The organism is Croceitalea vernalis (assembly GCF_031846405.1).
GTDB classification, from domain to species: Bacteria; Bacteroidota; Bacteroidia; order Flavobacteriales; family Flavobacteriaceae; genus Croceitalea; species Croceitalea vernalis.
Map to the genome: position 1 here is coordinate 584,781 of NZ_JAVRHU010000001.1, position 23,565 is coordinate 608,345.

Below are 23,565 nucleotides of genomic sequence, written 5' to 3' on the forward strand. Positions count from 1 at the left end.
ATGAAAAAATTAGTATTTATTATAACTGTACTTCTTATGGCTTCATGCCAACAAGACAAAATTGGCTATGTTAATAATGTGAAACTATTAGACGGCTATCAAGAAAAAATTGAGGTAGAAGCCAAGTTCAATGAAAAGCGCGATGCGCTTACTAAAAAAAGCGATAGTATTTCTCAGGCCTTTCAAATTGAATATCAAGCCCTTCAGGCTAAAAGGTTATCTCAAGCTAAGGCACAAGAAGAACTAGGCTTATTACAGCAAAAAAGTCAATTTATAGGACAGCAATTGCAGCAAGAACAGCAGCAATTACAACAGAGTGGTCAAACTGAGTTGGACAGTGTTGTAAGCAAAATGAAGAGAGAGATTACTGCTTATGGCAAAACTAATGGCTTTACCTATATTTTAACTGGCGGTGAAGGTGGAAGTGTTCTTTACGGGGAAGAAACTAAAGATTTAACTAGCGAAATACTTAAAATATTAAATGACAACTACAAAAAGTAGTCTTGTTAGTATACAATTAAAAAGCCTTAGCATTTTGATGTTAAGGCTTTTTTTATGTGTTTAAATGTTCGCCTTATTGTAATAAAAACAAAAGAAAAACACTGGGAATCAGATAGATAACAATAGTCTTAGCCCCTTCATAGTCTTTATTGATTCGCTGCCCAATGAACAACATTAATAATGCCAAACAAGAAACTAAAGCAGCATAAAGAGCAAAATCTTTATGGTCAAAAAGTAGCAGATGTACTAAGCCAATTAGGGCTAAAATTCCTGCTGCCATTTCAACAACAGTAATGATACCTAATAATAGTGGAACGCTATTTTTAAAAGGAGATTTTGAAAAATGCCCAATTAACCATGAAAGGTTGCCTTTCCAATCTTTTATTTTATCAATCCCACTTTGTAAAAATGTGATTATCAAAAAGATAAGTAAAACGGTTTCTGTAGCATTCTCATAAAAATGTAAGTGCATATTAGGTTGATTTAAGCCGCCTTGGTATGTAAGAGGCGTGTTAGTTTTATAGATAAATCGGTAAAGATAATTTTTGAATTGCCGTTACGTTCCACATGAAAAATGGCTTCTTCTAATTCTTTTGTAATGTCTAGAATATTATTTTCATGAATAAAAGGGGCAAACTTTTTTAAGTCAAACCCGTCTACATGAATTTTGGCATATACTAATTCATCTGCTTTAAAATTGAGTAATAAAGCTTGTCTTATAATAGCAATGCAGTATTGAAGAAACTTCTTTTGAACCTCACGACCATTTTTAGCCACTTCTTCACTCCATGATAAAAGCTCATGTATAGCCGCTTTGTTTCCTTTTGCTTTAAAAGCGCTTCGAACCCATTGCACGAACCATTTTTCAAAAACCAAATCTTCAGAATCGTTGTTCATCAAATCTATGGCCTTGTTGAAGTTGCCATTAGCTTCATGCGCAATGCGCCCAGCTTCTGCCTTATCTAAGCCTTTTTTGATTAAACCTTCAGCGATTACCTCTTCCGCTAATGGAGGAAAATGTACTAATTGACATCGCGATTTTATAGTGGTTATGATTTGCTCTTCATCTTCAGCGAGCAATAATAACACAGTCTTTTCTGGTGGTTCTTCAATGAGTTTTAATAGTTTATTTGATGCTGCAATATTCATTTTTTCGGCCATCCAAATTATAAATACTTTATAACCACCTTCGTAGGATTTAAGAGCTAGTTTTTTAACGATGTCTTGAGATTCATCAACGCCAATTTGCCCTTGTTTTTTTTCAATTCCGATAGCTTGATACCAGTCAAAAAGATTACCATACGGTTGCTCATTAACAAAGGCTCTCCATTCCGGCAAATAATGATCACTAACGGCATGACTCTTGACTTTGTCGGAATTAGATACAGGAAAGGCAAAATGTAAATCAGGATGCGTTAAAGAGGCGCATTTGGCATTACAAGCTTGATTCTTGCCTTCATTTTCTCCGTTATGGTTTTGACAAAGGATGTATTGGGCATAAGCTATTGCTGCAGGTAAGACTCCTGTGCCTTCTTGACCGACAAAAAGTTGCGCATGAGGTATACGCCGAGCATCAGCACTTGAACTTAAATGCTTTTTAATATGTTCTAAACCTAAAATGTCTTTAAACAGCATCAAACAAATATACACTTTCGCTTTGATTGGTTTTTCTAAAGAATTTAATCATGAATATAGCTTTCAATATGACTTTTTAGTAACTCTGCTTGATCCAGTGTTAGATTTAATTTATTCACATAATACTTTTTAACATCTAAAAATGTGCGTAAGGACTGTATGTATTCTTTATCATTCTTTAGATTTTCAAAATCATTAGGAACGATCAATCTTTTTGAAGGTGCCTCATCTTGAATAACAAAGTCCTTGCGTAAATAGTCTAACATATATTCATGAAAATCTTGTCGTATTTCATCATAAGCTTCTTCATAATCAGGGATTATTGATGTATAAAACTCACCTATTGAAGAACGAATGGCGGGATTCTGAACTAAATCCATTCCTATAGAGGAAAGGGAATTATAACCACTTATTTTAAAATCTGCTTCATCATATGAAAAAGCAACATCAAAATATACACCTAAAGAATCTCGATATGGTTCCTTCTTCTCCGTAACCTCTATTAAAGTTTTCAAAGCATCGATACTTTTTAGGGTACTGTATTTTCCTTCACTTTTGATTTTATTGAGATCATTAATGCTGTACTCTAAATCAGATACAATTTCAGCTAATGCTATATGTTCCTTTTCTTTTGATTTATTATCTTCATTCCAATTATTAATTTGGAGCGCAATTAAAATCCCAATTACAACAAGTAATATTTCACCAATAGCGTATTTAAAGTATTTACCCATTTTGTTTTCTTGGATTAGCGAACGACGTATATGGCGGAAGAATTTTATCATTTAATTTTCAATTCTTGAAATTTCTTGATTTATTAAGTCAATAATTTCCTGATATCCTTTTCTGACTTTTTTTCCTTCTTCAAATACACCAATTCTGTAAACACTTAAAATTGATAAATGCTCAATAAATATTCTATTATCAATCATTTTTTGGAATAGTTTATAATGCTTATCCTTTTCTTCAGAACTACGGTTTTTATAGAATCGAAGGGGATTATATGGCATTTGATTTACAGTAAATGATATTATCACATCAGTACTATAATATCTTGCCAGATTTTCATCATCAATATAATCTACAACGAGGTCTTGAATTTCTGCAATTTTGTACTTAAGTAACTCATTTGATATGAGTTCTATTTGTCCTGAATTTATTAATGAATTATATATTCCTCTTGATGGGTCAAAATTGTAATTATAAATCGTTTTTAAAAATAAGCTATCGAGTGTTTCAAGTGTATAATTTTTATCCTTTGCATTCATCAGCTTTAAAGTAGCTGCTTCATTACCGATATGATGATTAAAAATACTATCAAATGAAATTAAATTTTTATCAAACTCTAGTTTTAAGGCTTTTAGTTGTTTGAGTTCTTGTCTTTTTTCTTGTTGGTTTTCATTCCAATTGTTAATCTGAAGGGCAATAAGAATACCAATTACCACAAGAATAATTTCGCCTATGGCGTATTTAAAGTATTTGCCCGTTTTGTTTTCCATGAGCATGTTTTGGCGGATTTTACGAAAGAATTTAATCATTTCCCTTTTCCATTATTTTTAAAACAACCTTTGTTTTTTCTAAAGTATTTTTAAAATTTCTTAGATTATTTCTACAAAAATTTGCTTTTACACTTCCCCATGAATTAAGCTTTAACATTAAGTCTTTCCGGTTTACATTATCCCAAATAAAGTCATTTTCAGGGGTGTTTTTTATAAATGAATGCGGGACTGGTATTGGATAAGAAGCAGCAAGCATTTCTATTTCATCATAATAGTCATCCCTAAAGGTTTTGTATGTTTCTTCGGTAGCATTTTGAGGAATAGAAAGATCGTACAACTGCTCTTTAAGAATATTATCAAATAAATCTAATTTGCCCGAGGCTTTCATAGATTCATAAGTGTTGTTATTAAAACCTTTAAACCCAACCGAAATTACATTGATCTCTTTTTTTAAGAAATGGATTAAGGAATCTTTACTGTATGAAATACTGTTTACATATTGCGATTGTTCATTTAAGATATTAAAATTTGAGTCTGTTTTTTTAATGAATTCTTTTAAATAGTCTATATCAGACATTAAATCTTGTTTAACCGATTTTAGTAAGGTCGCTTGCTCACTTTTTGTTTTACGAAGCTCATTCCAATTATTTACCTGCAAAGCGATAAGAATCCCAATAACCACAAGAATAATTTCGCCAATAGCGTATTTAAAGTATTTACCTGTTTTATTTTCCATGAGAAGGTTTTGGCGAATTTTTCTAAAGAATTTTAGCATCGTTATCCTTTTTTCAGTTCTTGTTCTAGCATATCTATGGTAGCTAATATAAATTCCTTTAAGTTACCTTCATTAATGACGATATAATCATTGTTGTGCTTGTGATGCCAAACTTGATTTTCTAATTCCATCAAATCGGTTCTGGATAAATTAAACTTGAAAGGAGAGGCTTCCTTATAGACTTTCAAACTATTATTTCTGTCAAAAGGGAGTTTTTTGGTTAACTCACCATTGGCTAAGGGAAATCGCTTCATCAAAAAAGGCATTAAGTTTATGGTGTAGTTATCTGCTCTAAAACGAAAGTCTTCTTCGTCATCACTAATATTTTTGAGCCAATCACTTAATTGTACTCTTAGCGCTTCATTTTTTAAAAGACTTAATTTTCCAGAATTTACAATCTCGTTAGAAATGCCGACTCTTGCATCAAAAGAATGAAAATTGCCAATAGCAAGCAATAATTCATCAACTTGTTCATGTTTTTTAGCCAATGAATCTGACCTAATAATTTGAGTAAGGTTTATACAAGATTCGGTCACTTTATTATTGATGCTAATAGATTCTTCTAAGGCTATTAAATTATCTTTAAACTCATCTATTAGTGCAGAAATTAATTCTGTTTCTTTTTTGTCTTCAATGCGTTGTTGGTTCCAGGTGTTTATTTGAAGCGCCAAAAGAATTCCAATAACCACAAGGATAATTTCACCAATGGCATATTTAAAATATTTGCCTGTTTTACCTTCTGAAAGCAAGTTTTGGCGAATTTTTCTGAAGAATTTTATCATTTATTTTAACTTATCTATTTCTAGTTCTAATAACTTTATAGTTTTATTATTAAACTTTTGATAATCAGTGTTTAATCTTAATAAAGAGCTAAGTAAGAACATTTTATTATCGATCATACTCTCAAATTTTCTGTCTTTTAAAATAATTCTATTATCACTGTAATCCAGTTTGCTTTTACCAATTCTATCTTTGATAGGTGCAAAACTGTAATCTACTTGTCTTAGCGAAATATTGTCGTAGAGATAAGGCACAAAGTTGTCTGAGCCGTCTATATCTTCATTTTTCTCATTCCTTTGAATGCCTGCATAAATACTTGGGATTTGATATAAGAAATCTCGAAGACTATCTGAGGCTATCAAAGAAATTGCACCAGAACTTAATGCCTCATCAAGCGTAGAAGATTTATATTTTAAACTAGGGGATGTTAAAAGAGAATAAATTAAGGTATCGATTGTTTTTTCATTTTTATCAGTAAAGTCATTGCCCATAAATTGAAGCAGTCTTTCAGAATCTGTCATTAATGATTCGATTCGTTTAATATTCTCAGATAGCGCTTCCTTATTTTTTTTGCTTTCAACTAGCAATCTAGCCATTAGATTTGCTGAAGCTTTACTCTCAATATGTGCTGTGTTCCAATTATTAATCTGAAGCGCAATCAAAATACCAATGACCACAAGTACAATTTCGCCAATGGCGTATTTAATGTACTTACCTGTTTTGTTTTCTATAAGAAGGTTTTGGCGAATTTTACGAAAGAATTTAATCATAGTTATTTATTTAGCTCTACTTCAATGTCTTTGACCAATAACCTTTGTTTTTTTAAGAATTCTCGAAGAAGTTGAGAAAAGCGATATCTCACCTTTATGTTATGACTGATTTTCGGGATTAAACTTGGGTCATTTAAAAGCGCTTCATAATCTTGAGGGATCCATTTCTCATTTTTATAATCAAAGCTTTTTTCAAAATCTGGGGTGATGTCATTGTATACACGATCAAAGAAATAGACTAGGTTTTCATTGCTTAAATGTTCGGAAACATCTGTGCTTCGCTTCATTGATGTTTGCTCCAAATTATAGTGATCCACTATTCTTTGTCTGAGTTCTTCGTTTTCAATGATATCTATACCACGAGATTCTAGAAGTTTGTAAGCTGAGGTATTAAAATCCACAAAAAAATACTGAACAACTTTTTCCCATAGAATGTCTATTTCTGTCGAATAAGCTTTTTTATGCTTTATGTGGTTTAATAGAACTGTAGCATACTTAGCATTTTGTAATTGTGATTCAATTTGGTTGTTAAGGTTTTGAATATCCATCTCTAAAGAATTCTTGATTTCGATTAGCGTCGATTTTTCAAGTTTTCTTGTTTTTTGCCCTTCATTCCAATTATTAATCTGAAGTGCGAGTAGAATCCCAATAACCACAAGGATAATTTCACCAATGGCATATTTGAAATACTTGGTAGTTTTACCTTCTGAGAGGAGGTTTTGACGGATTTTTCTAAAGAATTTAATCATAGCTGCATTTTAACTCATGGTTAGTAAGGTATATAAGTCTTTGTCTCCATGCTAGGATATTTTACATGCATCAACGAGTCTATTTCAATAATGTCATGCTTTAGTCGCGAGTAGTTTTCTTCAATTCTTTTTGTAAAAAAAATAAGATCAGTCAACAGATTGGCAAACTCTCTGTTTTGTAGTAATTCTATATGGTTTGATATAAAAGGAGAGTCATGTTCAGTAGTAATCAATTGAGATGATTTATAAATAGACCTAACGGTTGTTCTATCAACATTTTTGTTTAGAAAAGGACGTAGTTGATTATCTACAAAACGATTTTGATTGTACTCAAAGGCGATCAATGTTTCTTGACCTCTTTTGAAATCAGCAAGTTTTTTACGGAGATTGGAGGAAGTTATTAAGTCAAAATCTCCTGAAGCACTTAAGACATCGTAGAGTGTAGTTGGTCTTCCAGCTAGCCAAACCCATGTGAGTTTATCTAAATCTTGGTCAAATAAACTTTGGTTGAACTCTTTTGGAGAAGTATTAACCCAGTCTAGCATGCGTTCTGCTGAAGCAATTACTTCTTGCATTTTTTCGGTTCCATTTTTCATAAGAAACCTGTTAAACTGCAGTTCTTCGCCCAAATCTTGAAAAATGCGTTGCTCTTCTAATTTATTGATGCGATTTTGATTCCAGTTATTAATCTGTAATGCTATAAGTATACCAATCACGACTAAGATAATTTCGCCGATGGCATATTTAAAATATTTGCCTGTTTTGCCCTCTGAAATGGGTTTCACGCGAATTTTTCGAAAGAATTTAAACATTGGTTTTTGGTTGGTTGGTGGGGAAGCAATTGTATCAAATATACAAGAACGCAAGCTTCATTTTAACAAAAACCACTCAATTTCAGTGTTTTGGATTGAAAATGGCCTAGGAAGTATTCGAAATAAATGAATTTAAAAACCACAAAAACATCAAAATTTAGTGATTTGCTAACAAGATAAAGCTATTAGAAATCTTTACTTTTGGCAATCATACCAAGTAACTCATGAAAACATTAGAAGATTTCAATTTTGAAGATAAAAAGGCACTAATCCGTGTTGATTTCAACGTGCCATTGGATGCTGAATTTAATATAACGGATACCAGCAGAATAGATGCTGCTAAACCAACAATCTTGAAAATTTTAGAAGATGGTGGCAGTGCTGTTTTAATGAGTCATTTGGGAAGACCAAAAGGAAAACGTAATGAAGACATGTCTTTACAGCATATTTGCAATACTGTTTCTGAAATTATTGGTGTACAAGTAAAATTTGTTCCTGATTGTATTGGTGAAAAGGTGGATGAGGCATATGCTAATTTAGAAAACGGCGAGATTTTACTTTTAGAAAACCTTCGTTTTTATGAGGAAGAAACCAATGGCGATGCGGCTTTTGCAGAAAAGCTTTCACAATATGGTGATATATATGTAAATGATGCTTTTGGCACTGCGCACAGAGCTCATGCTTCAACAACCGTTGTAGCCAACTATTTTTCTGAGAATAAGTGTTTCGGTTATTTATTGGCAAAAGAAATTAAGGCTATTGAAAAAGTGATGCAAACGGGCGAAAAACCAGTTACAGCAATTTTAGGTGGTGCTAAGGTGTCTTCTAAAATAACCATCATTGAGAATATTTTAGACAAAGTAGACCACCTCATTATTGGTGGCGGAATGACCTATACTTTTATAAAAGCCCAAGGGGGACAAGTAGGAGATTCTATTTGTGAAGACGATAAAATGCCACTGGCCTTAGATATTTTAAAACAAGCTGCCGCAAAAGGAGTAGAAGTACACCTACCTGTTGATGTGTTAGCTGCAGATGATTTTGACAATAATGCAAAAACCCAAGGTGTGGCGGTTGATGCCATTCCTGATGGCTGGCAAGGTTTAGATGCCGGACCAGCAACACTAGAAAACTTTAGAGAAGTAATTCTAAAATCTAAAACCATTCTTTGGAATGGTCCTGTCGGTGTTTTTGAGATGGAAAGCTTCGCAAAAGGCACTATTGCTATTGGTAACGCTATTGATGAGGCTACGCAAAACGGAGCATTTTCTTTAGTTGGTGGAGGCGATTCTGTTGCAGCTGTAAAGCAATTTGGTTTTGAAGATAAGGTTAGTTATGTCTCAACTGGCGGTGGGGCAATGTTAGAGAGTTTAGAAGGGAAAACGCTACCGGGTATTGCTGCCATATTAGACTAACAAGGCTCTTATCGATAAACGGACTTTATCTTAATTTTTGATGGTTTTGTCCATATTCCTTTATTTTTTCAATAAAATACCGCATTTTCGTTAGTCCCGAAATTAATTTAGGACTGAAATGAAGGCACTATATTTTCATTTTTGGGCTGCGATACTGTTTTTATGTACAGGAGAACTTTCAGCTCAACAAATAGATACTACGGCTGTTAAGCAAATGGATACCGTTAGTACTGGTTTTATTAAAACCAGCAGTGGCAAGGCTACTTTAGATGACACTGCGCTTGATATACCAGCCATTGCCATTAAGAAAGAAACAACTCAGTTAGAAGATTTAGCGCAGGCTTATCAATACGATAGCCTTTGGTTAGCAGAACTTTATAAAAATGCTTCTCTTTTTGATGAGATGTATGCTGAAGTCAGCGATTTAAAAACCGGAGAAAGCTATGTAGTTGACCTGCCTACGGACACACTTAAAGCCAGATTGAAACGACTAAATGATAAAACACCATTCAATATTGGGTATAATGCTTCTTTAGAAAGTGTCATCAAATCGTTTTTAACTAGAAGACGTGGTTTGATTGAAAAAATGCTGACTACAAGTCAATTTTACTTTCCGCTTTTTGAACAAGAGCTCGATAATTTTGATGTTCCACTTGAAATAAAATATTTAGCGATTGTTGAATCTGCTTTAAACCCTAAAGCTAAATCACGAGTTGGAGCTACTGGCTTATGGCAATTTATGTTTGCAACGGGTAAAATGTATGATTTAAATGTAAGTAGTTATGTGGACGATCGAAGAGACCCCATTGCGTCTACTAAAGCTGCAGCAAAATATTTAAAAAGACTGTACGGTATATTTGATGATTGGGATTTGGCTTTGGCAGCTTATAATTCAGGCCCAGGTAATGTAAACAAGGCAATACGACGTTCTGGAGGATATAAAAACTTTTGGAATATAAGGGGTAATCTTCCTCGAGAAACAGCAGGATATGTTCCAGCGTTTTTAGCAACCATGTATTTATTCGAGTATGCTGATGAACACGGCTTAAAAGGTAAAAAGGTAGATAGGCCTTATTTTGAAACAGATACAATACATGTAAAAGAGCTCATTACTTTTGACCAAGTAGCAAAACTGATAGACATTTCTGTTGAAGAGTTAGAGGTACTTAACCCTGCTTATAAATTGAATATTATTCCTAAAGTAGAACATAAAAAGTATGCTTTACGTTTACCAATAAAGCAAGTTGGCCAGTTTGTCAACAATGAAGATGCTATTTATGCCTATGCCAAAGAACAGCTTGATTCCATAGAAAAACCGCTACCACAATTAGTATCGAGTAGTGATAAAATTCGATATCGTGTTAAAAGTGGCGATTACTTAGGTAAAATAGCAGAGCGATATGGCGTTGGTGTAAGCCAAATTAAGCGCTGGAATGGACTTAGAAGTAATAATCTTAGAATTGGACAACGTTTAAGCATTTATCCAAGAAAATCGGTCCCAACAGTTGCATCAACAAAAAAGGTTAGCAAACCAAACACTCAGTTGCCAAAAGACCCTTCTAAAGTACATGTAGTACAATCAGGAGATTCTCTCTGGACCATTTCAAAAAAATACCCTGGAATTACAATTGAAAATTTGAGGCAATGGAACGGTATTAGCGGCAGAAACCTTAAACCAGGAGATAAACTCCGTTTATGTAACTGCTCGTCTTAAAAGGACGCTTATGCACTTTTTGGAGCTACACTAATCAAAAAGGCAGTTACACTCATTTAAAGTATTTGGTTTCTATAAATTCTGTATTTTAGATTTGTTATGCGAAAAATAGGAACACTACTGCTTCTGGCTACTTTGGCCTTCAATTCTTGTAAAAACAATTCTAAATCTGAAAGATTTCTACCGCCCTCTACTGGTGCTGTAAATTCACTCATGGTTGTAATGGATAATGAGCTTTGGAAAGGCGCTATTGGGGATAAGGTGAGAGAGCATTTTGCTGCTAGAGTCTTGGCTGTGCCGCAAAGTGAAGCCATATTATCACTCATACAGATTCCACCACAAGTATTTAAAGGAGCCACAACAAATTCAAGATCTGTACTTTTTGTACAACAAGATACCTTATCAATAGCTCATGTTAAATCTGATGTTTATGCTACGCCACAAAAGGTGGCTGTAATTAAAGGTAGAGATTATGGCGAGTTGGTTGCTAATATTGACTTACTGGCTCCAAAAGCTATTGAGGCTTTTAAAACTAATGAAATTAGCCAAGCTCAAAAACGATTTAAAAGATCCTTGAATAAGGAACAGGATTTAAAAGAAGAGTTTGGCATTCAACTCAATGTGCCTTCGGTTTATAGTGTTGGTAAGCACGATGAGAATTTTGTTTGGATGGACCGTCAAATACTTAAAGGGAATATGAATATTATCGCTTATAGTATGCCGTGGAATAGCTTTACAACTGATTCTACTTTTGTTGGTGATATTGTGAGTATGCGAGACTCTATCGGTAAAAAATATATTCCTGGACCTGATGTTCCTGGAAAAACCACCTATATGATGACTGAAAAGGCCTTTGCTCCTTATGTTTTTCCAACTGAGATTGGTGGCCGTAAAGCTGCTGAGGTTAGAGGCATTTGGGAAATTAATGGTTACCCAATGGCTGGTCCGTTTTTAACCTATATCATTAATGACAAACCAAATGACAGAAAATTAGTTTTAGAGGGCTTTATTTTTGCGCCATCAGCTAATAAAAGAGACGATCTTTTGGAGCTAGAGGCTATTTTAAAAACTGTACAATTTGAATGACAAAAGGTTATAACCATAAAAAAAGCCCCTAATGTTCAAGCATTAGGGGCTTTTGTTTTCTTATAATATGTGCTTACATACTTACGATAATAAACTCTGAACGCCTGTTTTGTTCGTGCTTGATTTTATCACAATTAACACCATCTGTACAGTCGTTAATTGGATATTGTTCGCCATAGCCGACAGCACTATAGATTCTAGATTTATCTATACCCTTAGATAGCAGGTAATTTTTAGTCGCTTTTGCTCTTTTATCAGAAAGTAATCTGTTATATGCTTTAGAACCACTAGCATCCGTATGAGATTCAATTTTTATAACCATATTTGGATATTGATCCCAAACTTGCACCAATTTATCTAATTCTTTTTTGGCATCTTCACGAATTGAATAGTTATCAAAATTGAAGTAAATGTTTTCTGTTTTCAACATTTTTACTCCATTATCAGAGACAATCATTTCGTCTATTCTCGTTAAGCTCACATCAACTGTAACGATTTCTTCATCGCCTGAATTAATTGAATTGGACTCTTCTTGAAATTCATCTCTCGCAGTAGCAATAGTGAATGCAGTATTCCTTGGTAAATCATTAAAAGTAAATCTACCTTGACTATCAGTTTGTACTTCTTTCAAAGATTCATTATTCGCATCTAAAAGTGTTATAGAAGCATTTGGCATAGCTTCACCAGTAATGATATCTTTTACCACACCTACAATATTAGTATACTCCTCTTTCTCTTCAACAACTTCTTTTTCTGCAGGTATTTCTTTAAAGGAGTAAATATCATCGTCACCCTTGCCACCTGTTCTATTAGAGGCAAAGTATCCATTAGAACCTGTCTCATCTGCAATATATGAGAAATCATCTCTATTACTATTAATAGGTTGACCCACATTAACAGCAACTTGAAAATTCTCATCTTCAAAACCAGATTCATAAATATCTAGGCCTCCTAGCCCTAATTCTCTATCTGAAGAAAAGTATAATTTATTTTTCGTGACGAAAGGAAACATTTCTCGTTTTCCAGTATTCACGGCACGACCTAAATTTCTTGGTTTAGAATATTTATTGTTGTCTAATAGGTCTACAACATATAAATCCGTTCCCCCAAAACCACCAGGCATATCAGATACAAAAAAGAGTCTTTTTCCATCTGAGCTCATTGCCGGATGACCCGTTGAGTATTCTTCACTATTAAAAGGTAATTCAACAGGCTCTGTCCATTCATTATCAACTAAATCGGAACGATATAATTTTAAATGACTAACACCGTTTTTTGCACGTTTTAATTTTTTACCATAATTATTTCTGGTTAAAAACATCGTTTTGTTATCCGGAGCAAAAGTTACCGCAGCTTCGTGGTATTTTGAATTTACTTTTTTAGAGAACTTTTTAACGTTACGCAGGTTTTCTTTGTTTTCCTCAATCTCACCAACATATAAATCTAAGAAAGGCTGATTGTTCCATTTATACCTTCTGGTATTTAAAAAAGAAGAATCTTTTGCTGAGGCAAAAACTAATTCATTTTCATTATGGAACATTGGAGAGAAATCTGAAAATTTTGAATTGGCATTCAAATTTTTAATTTCAATATTTTTTACCATTTCCTCTGCAAGTTTCTTTGCATACCTTCTTTTTGAATCTTCTCCTTCGTCAGTAATTTGTTGTTCATTAAATATGCGAAGTATTCTTTTTGCTCTATTATATCTGCCAGTTCCTTTTAGAGAGTGAGCGTATCTGAAATAGTCAGAATCGGAAACTTCATTTTTATAGCCATCAAATAATTTGCTATACCAAAAATGAGCTTTTTCCATGTTGCCATTAAAGTAATGTGCATCACCGGCTCTTTGTAATAATTCTTTAGAAAAGCTATTAGCATTCTTCTTAAGTGCTAAATCATAAAGTTCAGCAGATTCTGAATACCACATTTTCTCGAAGTAATCGTCTGCTTTAGAAATTACCTTATCAATATACGAACTGCGTTCTACTCCTTTAAGCCTTTTTTTTGAAAGTGCTTTAAGTGCATTAACTTCTGAAGTTCTTGAATTGGTATAGGTTTTGCTTTCAGTTAAAGGCTCCATATCTTCTTCAAACTGTAAAGAAGTTAATGTTTGAGATTTTAAACCAATAAATGAAAAACAGGCTAAAAGAAATACTATTTTTTTCATAACCCAGTGAGGTTAAATTTGTCGGGTTCTTAAGCAGTTTGCGCAGAACCGGTGTTAGATTTAGTTTATGGTTAATATTAACCTTAAACCAAATGTATTGTAATAGTAAATCTTAACTAATTTTTTGTTGTGAACTCTGCCGATTACGGCATAAAATACACGCTGAAGTAGTTTAAAGAAAAATATTTTAGCAATTTTCAATCAAATTGCGGAAGGAAAGAATTGATTTAAGCCTTTGGCTCACTGCCATCTTCAAGCTTTTCATCTTCTTTGGAAGCATCTTTAAATTCTTTTATTCCACTACCAAGACCGCGCATTAATTCTGGAATTTTTTTACCTCCAAACAGAAGTAGTACAATTACCACTATCAAAGCAATTTGCCACGGACCAACAAGACCAAGAAAAATATATAAAGACGTCATAGAATCAACGGTTTTAATGAAATGTAAAAGTAATAAAAAAACACTCAAGTGTTTTGCTATCTAAAAACGTATTTCTTCAGAATAAATTGCAGTTTAGCAATGATGACATTCTGATTACTAAATGTTTCACAAAAAATGATGAGATGTTGACATATTAAAATCTAAGATTATATTTGTTGTAAATGGCGAAGAAACCCAAGAAAGGCAAAGAGATTAAGAAAAAGTTACTTCATAAGTATCGTTTGGTAATACTAAATGAAAATACTTTTGAAGAAAAAATCTCTTTTAAACTAAGCAGGCTGAATGTATTCATAAGCGCTACTTTGTTTACTATCGTTTTAATTGGACTTACGACTTTGCTTATTGCATTTAGCCCATTAAGAGAATACATACCAGGATATTCGTCTACAAAACTTAAAAGACAAGCCACAGAACTCACCTATAAGACGGATTCTTTAGTAACCGTATTAAATTATACCAATAAGTATCTTGAAAATGTTAGAAAGGTATTACGTGGTGATATTGAGAATAATGAAATAAATAGAGACTCGCTTTTTGAACGATACAAACTCGACCCTTCTAATATTAATTTAGCTCCTATACAGGAAGATTTACAGCTAAGGGAGCAAGTTGAACTAGAAGACAAGTACAATTTATTTGAAAGGAATACTGAAAATTTAGGGATTATTTTATTTTCTCCAGTGAACGGAACACCTTCTCAAGAATATGACCTGGAAAAGAAACATTATGCTATTGATGTTGTAGCTCCGCAAGGTTCACCTGTAAAATCTATAGCTGACGGCACGGTAATTTTTTCTGAATGGACAGCGAGTACAGGCTATGTTATTATAATTGAGCATAAAGATGATTTGATATCCGTTTATAAACACAATGGATCATTGAGTAAGTCACAGGGTGACATAGTGAAAGCCGGTGAGGTAATTGCCTCAGTGGGTAATACTGGTGAGCTTACAACGGGGCCACATTTACATTTCGAACTTTGGATAAAGGGCAAGCCTGTTAATCCACAAGACTTTATTGACTTTAACTAGTTTCAATGTCTATAAAATCATTTGCCGCAAAAATATTTGCAAAAAGAATTGTCAATAAAGACTCCAATTGGATTGATAATCCTATTGAGGCGCAGCAAAAAGTATTCAAAACCCTCATAACAGTAGCCAGAAGTACGAAGTTTGGCAAAAACCACAATTTTGATGATATTTCTTCACATGCAGATTTTGTTTCCAATGTACCTGTTAGAGATTTTGAGGCATTAAAACCTTATGTTGAGTTTATTTTAAATGGTCAAGATGATGTACTCTGGCCAGGAAAACCAATTTATTTCGCAAAAACCTCGGGAACAACTTCTGGAGCAAAATACATCCCGATAACTGAAGAGTCTATAAAGAATCAAGTAAAAGCTTCAAGAAATGCCATTCTTAATTATATACATGAAACCGGCAATGCGGCTTTTGTTGATGGTAAAATGATTTTTTTACAAGGAAGCCCAGTATTAGAAGAGAAAAACGGTATTAAATTAGGGAGGCTTTCAGGAATTTCTGCACACTATGTTCCTAATTATCTTCAAAAAAACCGATTACCTAGTTGGGAAACTAATTGTATTGAAGATTGGGAAACCAAAGTTAATGAGGTCATTAAGGAAACAGAAACGCAAAACATGACTGTTATTGCTGGTATTCCATCATGGGTTCAAATGTATTTTGAAAAGCTTCAAGAAAAAAATCAGAAAAAAATAGGTGAGCTTTTTAAAAATTTTCAGCTTTTTATTTACGGTGGAGTAAACTACGAGCCTTATAGAGCAAAATTTGAAAATTTAATAGGACGCAAAGTTGATAGCATAGAACTTTTTCCGGCAAGTGAAGGCTTTTTTGCCTATCAAGACAAGCAGCATGAAAAAGGAATGCTTTTGCTTTTAGATGCGGGCATATTTTACGAGTTCATTAAAGCAGATGAGTTTTTTGATGAGAACCCGAAGAGATTAACCATTAAAGATGTTGAGCTTGATGTAAACTACGTTATGATTATAAGCACAAACGCTGGTTTATGGGCATATAATCTAGGAGATACCGTTCAGTTTATTTCATTACATCCATTCAAAGTAATTGTTTCAGGTCGCATCAAACATTTTATTTCTGCTTTTGGAGAACACGTCATTGCTAAAGAAGTTGAAGAAGCCATGCGTATAGCTATTAAGGCTACAGATGCTATGGTAAATGAATTTACAGTCGCTCCACAAACTAATCCTAAAAACGGATTGCCTTATCATGAATGGTTTATAGAATTTGAAAAGGAACCTATTGATGAGAATAAGTTTATTTCGATTTTAGATGAATCCATGCAAAATCAGAATAGTTATTATTATGATTTAATAGTTGGCAGCATTCTACAGACCTTAAAAATCACCAAAGTAAAACAGAATGGATTCTTAGAACTTATGAAGTCTCGCGGAAAATTAGGAGGGCAAAATAAAATTCAAAGACTTTCTAACGACCGAAAACTGGCTGAAGATTTATATCAACATCTTACTTAATAGCCATCTTAGTAATACAGAGTTTACTTTATTCATGTATTTTTGTGTCGAAATTCTGACATGGTAAGTAAAATAAAAGAAACTACTCGAGCACAAGAATCTACAAATGCCATAGAGCGACTTTATGTTACCATGCGACATCTACTGAACCGAGGTTTTTATAAACCTTCTGGTGTTTCAGGTAACGCTTTAAGAAGTGCGCTTCTGGTTTTACGACCAGAAATTTATGGCAGTGTTGCAGAAGAAAAGGGCGAGTTGAACGGATTAATTTACGTTTTAGAACGACTTCCTGAAGGCATTGAACAATGTCGTTTTATTAATCTGACATCAGATGAAGGTTTTTCAAAATCACATTTACAGCCAATTATCCCTCCTAAAAGACGTAGGAATTGTTATCGAATAGATGATGAGCAAATGAATATTGAGATTACAAGAGGTAGATCAGATATTTATGATATTCTTACCCATTTGACTTTTCTATTTATTGAGTCTACGAAAATTTGTGAGAAAGTATTTTTTGAAGAAAGTCAGACAACTATTAGAGATTGGGATAAACTTGAAGATTATGTAAAAAAAGAAAAGCCAACTCATTCTGAACGTGAAGTGGCCTTAATACATGCTGCTAATATTTTAGGCCGTTCTTTTGATGAAGTGGTAGAAGTGCATGAAAAGCTTTCTATCAAAAATGAAAAGGACCGTTTTTTAAAAATAATTTTTTGGTTAGGTAAATTGGCCATAGAAGAAGAAACAACAGGCAATAAACGAACGATTACTTTTAGTCCATTGCTCCGCGAAAGGCTTGGTCATCACATACATGGAGAACGATGGGCAGAAAAAATCAAAGAGACTTTAGCAAAACATGATTTGCTAGAAAGACCAATTCATATTATCAGTGCAAATATGCATAGTGTAATGAATTCTTTATTTGCGAAGGTAGCTTTGAAAGATGAGTTTGCTAATGCTGATTCTTTAGATATTTATGAGGCACTCAGTTTACCTCATAATGAAAATTTAAGAGAAAAAGTAGCTGGATTTGCTATGAAAAATGGTATGATTTATATTGATGATAAATCAGGAGCCAATATTGATGTTCAAATTTTTGACATTGCCAAGGTTGAAAAAGGAGCTTGTTGTTATGATTTTAAAACCGAAAAGCAAACAGCTGAAAAACCTGTTATATTTGTTATGGATTATGCTTTTGGTGAACAGGCTTATGAAACAATAGATGAACTTTTGAAGCCATATAAATTAAAAGAGAGAGCTGTTTTCATGAATGTTGATTCCCTTTCTATGATGGGCAAAGCCGGTATTTTAGAAGGAGGCAAGGGCGATTTGATGATTCCATTAGCTCATATTTTTGAAGGAACTGCCGATAATTATCCATTTAAAAATGAACTTTGCTCAGAAGATTTTGAGGGACAAGATTTAAAAGTCTTAGAGGGTACAATGGTAACCGTGTTGGGAACATCACTTCAAAATAAAGACATACTACAGTTTTTCTATGACTCAACTTGGAATGTAATTGGTCTTGAAATGGAAGGAGTTCACTATCAAAAAGCAATTCAATCCGCATCAAAAATTAGAAAGAGCATTAAAAACGATGTAAAAGTTAGATATGCGTATTATGCTTCCGATAACCCATTAAAAACAGGTAGTACTTTAGCATCTGGAGGACTTGGCACTACTGGTGTAAAACCTACATATTTAATTACAGATAAAATCTTACAACAAATATTTAATTCTTAAAAATGGCTAATCAACCTAGTAATACTAATAATGACGAAATTGATTTGGGGCAGTTGTTTCACCTCATAGGGAAAGGGATTGACAATTTTTTCAATTTTATAGCTAATATTTTCAAGCAATTTTTTCATTTGATTGTCCTGTTTTTACTTTTTTTACAAAAGAATTTTATTGTGTTAATTGTAACTCTAATACTTGGAACTGTTGTTGGGTATTTTATGGACAAGCTCAAAACTGAGAAATTTGTATCTAGAATGGTTGTTGAGCCTAATTTTAATAGTGTACAACAATTATATAATAATATTGATTTTTACAATGATTTAGCGAAATCTAAAGACTCAATTGCATTGTCTCAGTCATTGGAAGTTACAGTAGGTCAAGCCTCAACTATAAAAAAAGTATTCGTAGATTCTTATTCAGACGAAAATCAAAAAGTAAAGTTGTTTGATAATTTTATAAGAGAGTTAGATACAACTACTGTAAAAGCACTTGATTTTCAAAGCTATCTAGAGAATTTTAATTCCATGGATGCGCGTTTTCATCAGATTTCTGTTATTAGTTCAAATAATACTGTTGCTAAGATAATCCAACCTGCAATTATTGAATCTATTTCGGACAATGACTATTTCAAACTTCAAAAAAGAATCAATGATAATAATTTAAAACTACAAGACTCAATTATTATGAATCAGTTAGTAGAAGTTGACTCTTTGCAAAAATTATATAAGACTGTTTTAGTAAAAGAGGCGGATAAGCCTATGCAGGGAACCAATATAAATTTGGCTGAAAATGGAGAATCGCAGAATAAAGAACTTGCTTTGATACAAGAGAGAAACGTACTTAAAAACCAGTTGGTTAAATTGAATGAAGAACGAGCAAATAAATCTGCCATTTTAAATGTAATCAGTGATTTTCCAGCTAGAGGAGTAAAACAAGATGGATTTTGGAATAATTACCTATTTGTTATACCATTAGCAATGTTGAGCTTAATTTTTTGTTTTCTCGGTATAAAGGATTTAAATAAATTTTTGAAAAACTATTCTAAATGAAAATTTTAATAACAGGAGGCGCTGGTTTTATTGGCTCCCATGTGGTACGCAGATTAGTGAAATCTTACCCCACCTACAATGTTTTTAATATAGACGCACTTACATATGCAGGAAACTTAGAAAACTTAAGAGATATAGAAACTTTTAATAATTATACTTTTTTAAAAGGAGACATAATTGATGAGAATTACATAAATCAAATTTTTGATGAGCACAAATTTGATGGGGTAATACACTTGGCAGCAGAATCACATGTCGACCGTTCTATTGAGAATCCGTTAGCTTTTGTTAAAACTAATATTTTAGGAACTGTAAATCTTTTAAATGCTGCAAAACGAACATGGGAAAACAACCTTGAAGAAAAGCGATTCTATCATGTAAGCACAGATGAGGTTTATGGCTCGCTTGGACTAGAGGGACTATTTACAGAAACAACTTCTTATGACCCAAATTCTCCCTATTCTGCTTCTAAAGCTAGTTCAGATCATTTTGTCAGAGCTTATGGTGAAACTTATGGTTTACCTTTTGTTATATCTAATTGTTCGAATAATTATGGCCCAAATCACTTTCCAGAAAAATTAATTCCACTTTTTATAAATAATATAATTGAAGGTAAGTCTTTGCCGGTTTATGGCGATGGTAAGTATACTCGCGATTGGTTATTTGTTGAAGATCATGCAGCAGCCATAGATTTAGTATTTCATAAAGGGATTAATCATGAGACTTATAACATTGGCGGTTTTAATGAATGGAAGAATATTGATTTGGTAAAATTGCTTTGCCAAATTATGGATAGAAAACTTGGAAAGAAAGAAGGAACTTCAGAGAATCTTATAAAATATGTTAAAGATCGACCTGGTCATGACCTAAGATACGCTATAGACGCGAGCAAAATAAATAAGGAGTTAGGTTGGAAACCTTCTGTTACATTTGAGGAAGGTCTTGAAAAAACAGTTGATTGGTTTTTAAAGAATGAGAATTGGTTAAACAATGTAACATCAGGAGAATATCGAGAATATTATGATAAGATGTATTCTTAAACAAATGAATAAAAATAATTAAGAGATGAAGGGAATAATTTTAGCAGGTGGCTCAGGAACAAGACTCCACCCACTTACTTTATCGGTAAGTAAGCAATTGATGCCTATTTATGATAAACCTATGATTTACTACCCTTTATCAACATTAATGTATGCAGGGATTAAAGAGGTTTTAATTATTTCTACACCAAAGGATTTACCATTATTTAAAGAATTATTGGGTGATGGTAATAAATATGGTTGTAGTTTCTCCTATGCCATACAAGACGCTCCCAATGGTTTGGCTGAGGCGTTTGTTATAGGCGAGAATTTTATTGGTAATGACAAGGTAGCTCTGATACTTGGTGATAATATATTTTATGGCTCTGGACTTGCTAAATTATTACAAGCGAATAATAACCCAGATGGAGGTGTCATTTATGCCTACAGGGTTCATGACCCAGAACGTTACGGTGTGGTTGAATTTGATGATAATGGAAAGGCAATTAGTATAGAGGAGAAGCCTTTAGAGCCTAAATCAAATTATGCGGTGCCTGGAATTTATTTTTACGACAACGATGTTGTGGAAATAGCTAAAAATATTCCTCCTAGCCATAGGGGAGAATTAGAGATTACAGATGTGAATAAGATATACTTAGAAAAAGGAAAACTTAGAGTTAGTATTTTAGATAGGGGCACAGCTTGGTTAGACACAGGAACTTTTCAATCTTTAATGCAAGCCTCTCAATTTGTTGAAGTAATCGAAGAGCGACAGGGGCTTAAAATAGGCGCAATAGAAGGCGCTGCTTATGAAATGGGCTATATTAACAAAGAACAATTTAAATTATTGGCAAAACCCCTTATGAAAAGTGGTTATGGCAAGAATTTATTGGGAATACTAAAGAAAAACAAATGACTTTTTATGAAACGAAGCTTAAAGGTTGTTTTATTTTACAGCCAAATGTTTTTAATGATGAACGGGGCTATTTTTTTGAGTCATTTAATAAAGAAAGGTTCAACAAGGGAATAGGAGCTAGGGTTAATTTTGTTCAAGACAATCAGTCATTTTCTACAAAAGGAGTGGTTAGAGCTATTCATTATCAACTTAGAGAACATGCACAAGCAAAATTAGTCAGAGTGCTAAGCGGGAGGGTATTAGACGTAGCTGTTGATTTACGAAATGACTCCCCCACTTTTGGAGATCATATTAGTATTGAGTTGAGTGATGACAATAAAAGACAGCTTTTTATTCCTAGAGGCTTTGGCCATGGATTTGTAACACTTTCCGAAACAGCTGAATTCTTCTATAAATGTGATAACTATTATAATAAAGAGGCAGAAGGAGGAATTATTTATAATGATGATACCTTAAAAATTGACTGGAAATTATCTCATGATGAAATCAAGGTTTCAGAAAAAGATTTGGTATTACCAAAATTAAGCAAAGCTAGATTATGAAAAACGTTCTTGTTACAGGTGGAAAAGGACAATTAGCAACTTGTATAAAAGACATTGTAAAAGATAATTTAGACAATAATTGTAATTTTATTTATGTAGATATAGATGAACTTGACATTACCAAAGCGGGAAAGGTAAATACTTTTTTTAAAAATAATAATATTACCCATTGTATAAATTGCGCGGCATATACAGCGGTTGATGATGCAGAATCAAATGAAAGCCTTGTTGAAGCTGTAAATGTAACTGGAGCTAAAAATTTAGCAATAGCATGCAGCGATAGTGGTGCTATTTTAATACAAATCTCTACTGATTTTGTATTTAACGGGAAACAAACTAGTTTTTATGATGAGGAAGACCTAGAAAACCCTTTAGGGGTTTATGGTCTAACAAAATTAAATGGCGAAAAAGCAGTATTCAAGTACTTAAAAGAGAATTTTATAATTAGAACCTCTTGGTTATATTCTGAATACAACCATAACTTTCTGAAGACGATGTTAAGACTTGGCAGGGAAAGGGATAAATTAGGAGTAGTTTGTGATCAAATAGGCACCCCAACATATGCTAGTGACTTAGCTATTATAATTGTTAAAGTTATTATGGAGGAGAATTTACCTTATGGTATTTATCATTATAGCAATGAAGGTGTTGCTAGTTGGTATGATTTTGCAAAGGCCATATTTGAGGAGAGTAAAATACAAGTAGATTTATCGCCAATAAAATCTGAAGCATATCCAACACCAGCAGAACGGCCCAAGTTTAGCGTATTGGATAAATCAAAAATCAAAAAAGAACTAAAATTAGAAATTCCGTACTGGAGAGATAGTCTTAAAAAATGTATTTTAAAAATTAATGACAATGACTAGAAGGCAACTAATGTATTTGCTTATTTACATTATGATGTTTTCTTGTAACTTTTCTGAGAAAAAGGGAGAGAAAACTACTTTAAAAATTAATCTAGAATTTAGAAAAGATGATAAAATACAACTTTTTTATACAGAACATCCATTAGATAACTTTATCGAAAAAAAATCTAAAACCCTAAACATCAAAGGCCAAGATGGAATTCAGGAATTGATTTTTAATTTTCCAGAAGAGATTCATCCTTTAAAAATAAGAATTGATTTGGGAGATAATCAATCTCAGAATATAATAAAAATTCAAACTATTGTTATCTCTAAGGATGATGAATTTATAAGAATAAACAGCGATAATTTTAGCAAGTATTTATTGCCAAATGATTATGTTGTTCACATAGAATCTTCCAGTGATTTCAAGCTTGATGCTAAAAAAGAGAATTATGATCCATATTTACTTTCTACCTCCTTATTGATTAAGGAACTTATTGAGCTATAATAGAACTGAAATTGGAAATTAATATACATGTCATTAGATATAGAAAAAAAATCGTATTTTTTTT

General features: G+C 33.0%; 24 protein-coding genes. 13 read left to right on the forward strand and 11 right to left on the reverse strand.

Annotated features, from left to right (window positions below):
- Entirely contained in the window at positions 1–501 is a 501-nt protein-coding gene (locus RM520_RS02530; RefSeq protein WP_311384135.1) for an OmpH/Skp family outer membrane protein, read from the forward strand.
- A gap of 73 nt (positions 502–574) precedes the next feature.
- On the opposite strand, the gene RM520_RS02535 is transcribed toward RM520_RS02530, so the two are convergent.
- Genes RM520_RS02535 through RM520_RS02575 form a run of 9 tightly spaced genes read right to left on the reverse strand, consistent with a single transcriptional unit; the run spans position 575 to position 7,521 of the window.
- Entirely contained in the window at positions 575–973 is a 399-nt protein-coding gene (locus RM520_RS02535) for a DoxX family protein (protein WP_311384136.1), read from the reverse strand.
- 11 nt (positions 974–984) lie between these two features.
- Positions 985–2,136, reverse strand: a complete 1,152-nt coding sequence (locus tag RM520_RS02540) for a DNA polymerase III subunit (protein WP_311384137.1) — start codon at positions 2,134–2,136, stop codon at positions 985–987.
- A gap of 44 nt (positions 2,137–2,180) precedes the next feature.
- A complete protein-coding gene (locus RM520_RS02545; RefSeq protein ID WP_311386857.1) occupies positions 2,181–2,870 on the reverse strand; it encodes a DUF6090 family protein in 690 nt (229 codons plus the stop codon).
- A gap of 51 nt (positions 2,871–2,921) precedes the next feature.
- Positions 2,922–3,635: a DUF6090 family protein gene (locus RM520_RS02550; RefSeq protein WP_311384139.1), complete on the reverse strand. Its 714-nt coding sequence runs from the start codon at positions 3,633–3,635 to the stop codon at positions 2,922–2,924.
- Positions 3,636–3,666: 31 nt separating this feature from the next.
- Positions 3,667–4,371 carry a DUF6090 family protein gene (locus RM520_RS02555; RefSeq protein ID WP_311384140.1) on the reverse strand — a complete coding sequence of 235 codons (705 nt, stop codon included), beginning with the start codon at positions 4,369–4,371 and terminating at the stop codon, positions 3,667–3,669.
- A gap of 41 nt (positions 4,372–4,412) precedes the next feature.
- Positions 4,413–5,192 (reverse strand): DUF6090 family protein, encoded by a 780-nt coding sequence (locus RM520_RS02560; RefSeq protein ID WP_311384141.1) that lies wholly within the window; start codon positions 5,190–5,192, stop codon positions 4,413–4,415.
- A complete protein-coding gene (locus RM520_RS02565) occupies positions 5,193–5,960 on the reverse strand; it encodes a DUF6090 family protein (protein ID WP_311384142.1) in 768 nt (255 codons plus the stop codon). It abuts the gene before it with no gap.
- Between the two features lie 2 nt (positions 5,961–5,962).
- Positions 5,963–6,709: a DUF6090 family protein gene (locus RM520_RS02570; protein ID WP_311384143.1), complete on the reverse strand. Its 747-nt coding sequence runs from the start codon at positions 6,707–6,709 to the stop codon at positions 5,963–5,965.
- A 20-nt stretch (positions 6,710–6,729) separates the two neighbouring features.
- Entirely contained in the window at positions 6,730–7,521 is a 792-nt protein-coding gene (locus RM520_RS02575; RefSeq protein ID WP_311386858.1) for a DUF6090 family protein, read from the reverse strand.
- A 224-nt stretch (positions 7,522–7,745) separates the two neighbouring features.
- Here RM520_RS02575 and RM520_RS02580 point away from each other — a divergent pair, with 224 nt between their 5' ends.
- From RM520_RS02580 to RM520_RS02590, 3 genes are all read left to right on the forward strand, one after another.
- A complete protein-coding gene (locus RM520_RS02580) occupies positions 7,746–8,936 on the forward strand; it encodes a phosphoglycerate kinase (RefSeq protein ID WP_311386859.1) in 1,191 nt (396 codons plus the stop codon).
- A 118-nt stretch (positions 8,937–9,054) separates the two neighbouring features.
- Positions 9,055–10,650: a LysM peptidoglycan-binding domain-containing protein gene (locus RM520_RS02585; RefSeq protein WP_311386860.1), complete on the forward strand. Its 1,596-nt coding sequence runs from the start codon at positions 9,055–9,057 to the stop codon at positions 10,648–10,650.
- A 99-nt stretch (positions 10,651–10,749) separates the two neighbouring features.
- Complete coding sequence (locus tag RM520_RS02590; protein WP_311384147.1) at positions 10,750–11,736, forward strand: DUF4837 family protein; 987 nt, start codon at positions 10,750–10,752, stop codon at positions 11,734–11,736.
- A gap of 73 nt (positions 11,737–11,809) precedes the next feature.
- On the opposite strand, the gene RM520_RS02595 is transcribed toward RM520_RS02590, so the two are convergent.
- Both RM520_RS02595 and RM520_RS02600 read right to left on the reverse strand, forming a co-directional pair.
- Complete coding sequence (locus RM520_RS02595) at positions 11,810–13,903, reverse strand: OmpA family protein (protein WP_311384148.1); 2,094 nt, start codon at positions 13,901–13,903, stop codon at positions 11,810–11,812.
- 227 nt (positions 13,904–14,130) lie between these two features.
- Positions 14,131–14,325 carry a Sec-independent protein translocase subunit TatA/TatB gene (locus RM520_RS02600; RefSeq protein ID WP_311349814.1) on the reverse strand — a complete coding sequence of 65 codons (195 nt, stop codon included), beginning with the start codon at positions 14,323–14,325 and terminating at the stop codon, positions 14,131–14,133.
- A 182-nt stretch (positions 14,326–14,507) separates the two neighbouring features.
- On the opposite strand from RM520_RS02600, the gene RM520_RS02605 reads away from it, so the two are divergent.
- Genes RM520_RS02605 through RM520_RS02645 form a run of 9 tightly spaced genes read left to right on the forward strand, consistent with a single transcriptional unit; the run spans position 14,508 to position 23,501 of the window.
- The gene (locus RM520_RS02605) at positions 14,508–15,377 is read left to right on the forward strand and encodes a M23 family metallopeptidase (RefSeq protein WP_311384149.1); all 870 of its coding nucleotides are present in this window, start codon (positions 14,508–14,510) and stop codon (positions 15,375–15,377) included.
- Between the two features lie 5 nt (positions 15,378–15,382).
- Positions 15,383–16,876 carry a GH3 family acyl-acid amido synthetase gene (locus RM520_RS02610; protein ID WP_311386861.1) on the forward strand — a complete coding sequence of 498 codons (1,494 nt, stop codon included), beginning with the start codon at positions 15,383–15,385 and terminating at the stop codon, positions 16,874–16,876.
- A gap of 60 nt (positions 16,877–16,936) precedes the next feature.
- Entirely contained in the window at positions 16,937–18,622 is a 1,686-nt protein-coding gene (locus tag RM520_RS02615; RefSeq protein ID WP_311386862.1) for a DUF6909 family protein, read from the forward strand.
- 2 nt (positions 18,623–18,624) lie between these two features.
- Positions 18,625–19,668, forward strand: a complete 1,044-nt coding sequence (locus RM520_RS02620; protein WP_311386863.1) for a hypothetical protein — start codon at positions 18,625–18,627, stop codon at positions 19,666–19,668.
- Positions 19,665–20,708 carry a dTDP-glucose 4,6-dehydratase gene (gene rfbB, locus RM520_RS02625; RefSeq protein WP_311386864.1) on the forward strand — a complete coding sequence of 348 codons (1,044 nt, stop codon included), beginning with the start codon at positions 19,665–19,667 and terminating at the stop codon, positions 20,706–20,708. Before RM520_RS02620 ends, rfbB begins: the two co-directional genes overlap by 4 nt.
- 25 nt (positions 20,709–20,733) lie before the next feature.
- Positions 20,734–21,603 carry a glucose-1-phosphate thymidylyltransferase RfbA gene (rfbA, locus tag RM520_RS02630; protein WP_311386865.1) on the forward strand — a complete coding sequence of 290 codons (870 nt, stop codon included), beginning with the start codon at positions 20,734–20,736 and terminating at the stop codon, positions 21,601–21,603.
- Entirely contained in the window at positions 21,600–22,145 is a 546-nt protein-coding gene (rfbC, locus tag RM520_RS02635) for a dTDP-4-dehydrorhamnose 3,5-epimerase (RefSeq protein WP_311386866.1), read from the forward strand. The genes rfbA and rfbC overlap by 4 nt, the downstream gene beginning before the upstream one ends.
- Entirely contained in the window at positions 22,142–23,011 is an 870-nt protein-coding gene (gene rfbD, locus RM520_RS02640; protein ID WP_311386867.1) for a dTDP-4-dehydrorhamnose reductase, read from the forward strand. The genes rfbC and rfbD overlap by 4 nt, the downstream gene beginning before the upstream one ends.
- A complete protein-coding gene (locus RM520_RS02645) occupies positions 23,004–23,501 on the forward strand; it encodes a hypothetical protein (protein ID WP_311386868.1) in 498 nt (165 codons plus the stop codon). Before rfbD ends, RM520_RS02645 begins: the two co-directional genes overlap by 8 nt.
- Positions 23,502–23,565 lie beyond the last annotated feature (64 nt).

Coding starts and splice junctions, on each gene's coding strand:
- RM520_RS02570 (WP_311384143.1), bottom strand. CDS start 6,709: ATGATTAAATTCTTTAGAAAAATCCGTCAAAACCTCCTCTCAGAAGGT.
- RM520_RS02605 (WP_311384149.1), top strand. CDS start 14,508: ATGGCGAAGAAACCCAAGAAAGGCAAAGAGATTAAGAAAAAGTTACTT.
- RM520_RS02620 (WP_311386863.1), top strand. CDS start 18,625: ATGGCTAATCAACCTAGTAATACTAATAATGACGAAATTGATTTGGGG.
- RM520_RS02555 (WP_311384140.1), bottom strand. CDS start 4,371: ATGGAAAATAAAACAGGTAAATACTTTAAATACGCTATTGGCGAAATT.
- RM520_RS02590 (WP_311384147.1), top strand. CDS start 10,750: ATGCGAAAAATAGGAACACTACTGCTTCTGGCTACTTTGGCCTTCAAT.
- RM520_RS02600 (WP_311349814.1), bottom strand. CDS start 14,325: ATGACGTCTTTATATATTTTTCTTGGTCTTGTTGGTCCGTGGCAAATT.
- RM520_RS02575 (WP_311386858.1), bottom strand. CDS start 7,521: ATGTTTAAATTCTTTCGAAAAATTCGCGTGAAACCCATTTCAGAGGGC.
- rfbB (WP_311386864.1), top strand. CDS start 19,665: ATGAAAATTTTAATAACAGGAGGCGCTGGTTTTATTGGCTCCCATGTG.
- RM520_RS02565 (WP_311384142.1), bottom strand. CDS start 5,960: ATGATTAAATTCTTTCGTAAAATTCGCCAAAACCTTCTTATAGAAAAC.
- RM520_RS02610 (WP_311386861.1), top strand. CDS start 15,383: ATGTCTATAAAATCATTTGCCGCAAAAATATTTGCAAAAAGAATTGTC.
- RM520_RS02545 (WP_311386857.1), bottom strand. CDS start 2,870: ATGGGTAAATACTTTAAATACGCTATTGGTGAAATATTACTTGTTGTA.
- RM520_RS02595 (WP_311384148.1), bottom strand. CDS start 13,903: ATGAAAAAAATAGTATTTCTTTTAGCCTGTTTTTCATTTATTGGTTTA.
- RM520_RS02540 (WP_311384137.1), bottom strand. CDS start 2,136: ATGCTGTTTAAAGACATTTTAGGTTTAGAACATATTAAAAAGCATTTA.
- RM520_RS02645 (WP_311386868.1), top strand. CDS start 23,004: ATGACTAGAAGGCAACTAATGTATTTGCTTATTTACATTATGATGTTT.
- RM520_RS02585 (WP_311386860.1), top strand. CDS start 9,055: ATGAAGGCACTATATTTTCATTTTTGGGCTGCGATACTGTTTTTATGT.
- RM520_RS02530 (WP_311384135.1), top strand. CDS start 1: ATGAAAAAATTAGTATTTATTATAACTGTACTTCTTATGGCTTCATGC.
- RM520_RS02535 (WP_311384136.1), bottom strand. CDS start 973: ATGCACTTACATTTTTATGAGAATGCTACAGAAACCGTTTTACTTATC.
- rfbD (WP_311386867.1), top strand. CDS start 22,142: ATGAAAAACGTTCTTGTTACAGGTGGAAAAGGACAATTAGCAACTTGT.
- RM520_RS02550 (WP_311384139.1), bottom strand. CDS start 3,635: ATGGAAAACAAAACGGGCAAATACTTTAAATACGCCATAGGCGAAATT.
- RM520_RS02580 (WP_311386859.1), top strand. CDS start 7,746: ATGAAAACATTAGAAGATTTCAATTTTGAAGATAAAAAGGCACTAATC.
- RM520_RS02560 (WP_311384141.1), bottom strand. CDS start 5,192: ATGATAAAATTCTTCAGAAAAATTCGCCAAAACTTGCTTTCAGAAGGT.
- RM520_RS02615 (WP_311386862.1), top strand. CDS start 16,937: ATGGTAAGTAAAATAAAAGAAACTACTCGAGCACAAGAATCTACAAAT.
- rfbA (WP_311386865.1), top strand. CDS start 20,734: ATGAAGGGAATAATTTTAGCAGGTGGCTCAGGAACAAGACTCCACCCA.
- rfbC (WP_311386866.1), top strand. CDS start 21,600: ATGACTTTTTATGAAACGAAGCTTAAAGGTTGTTTTATTTTACAGCCA.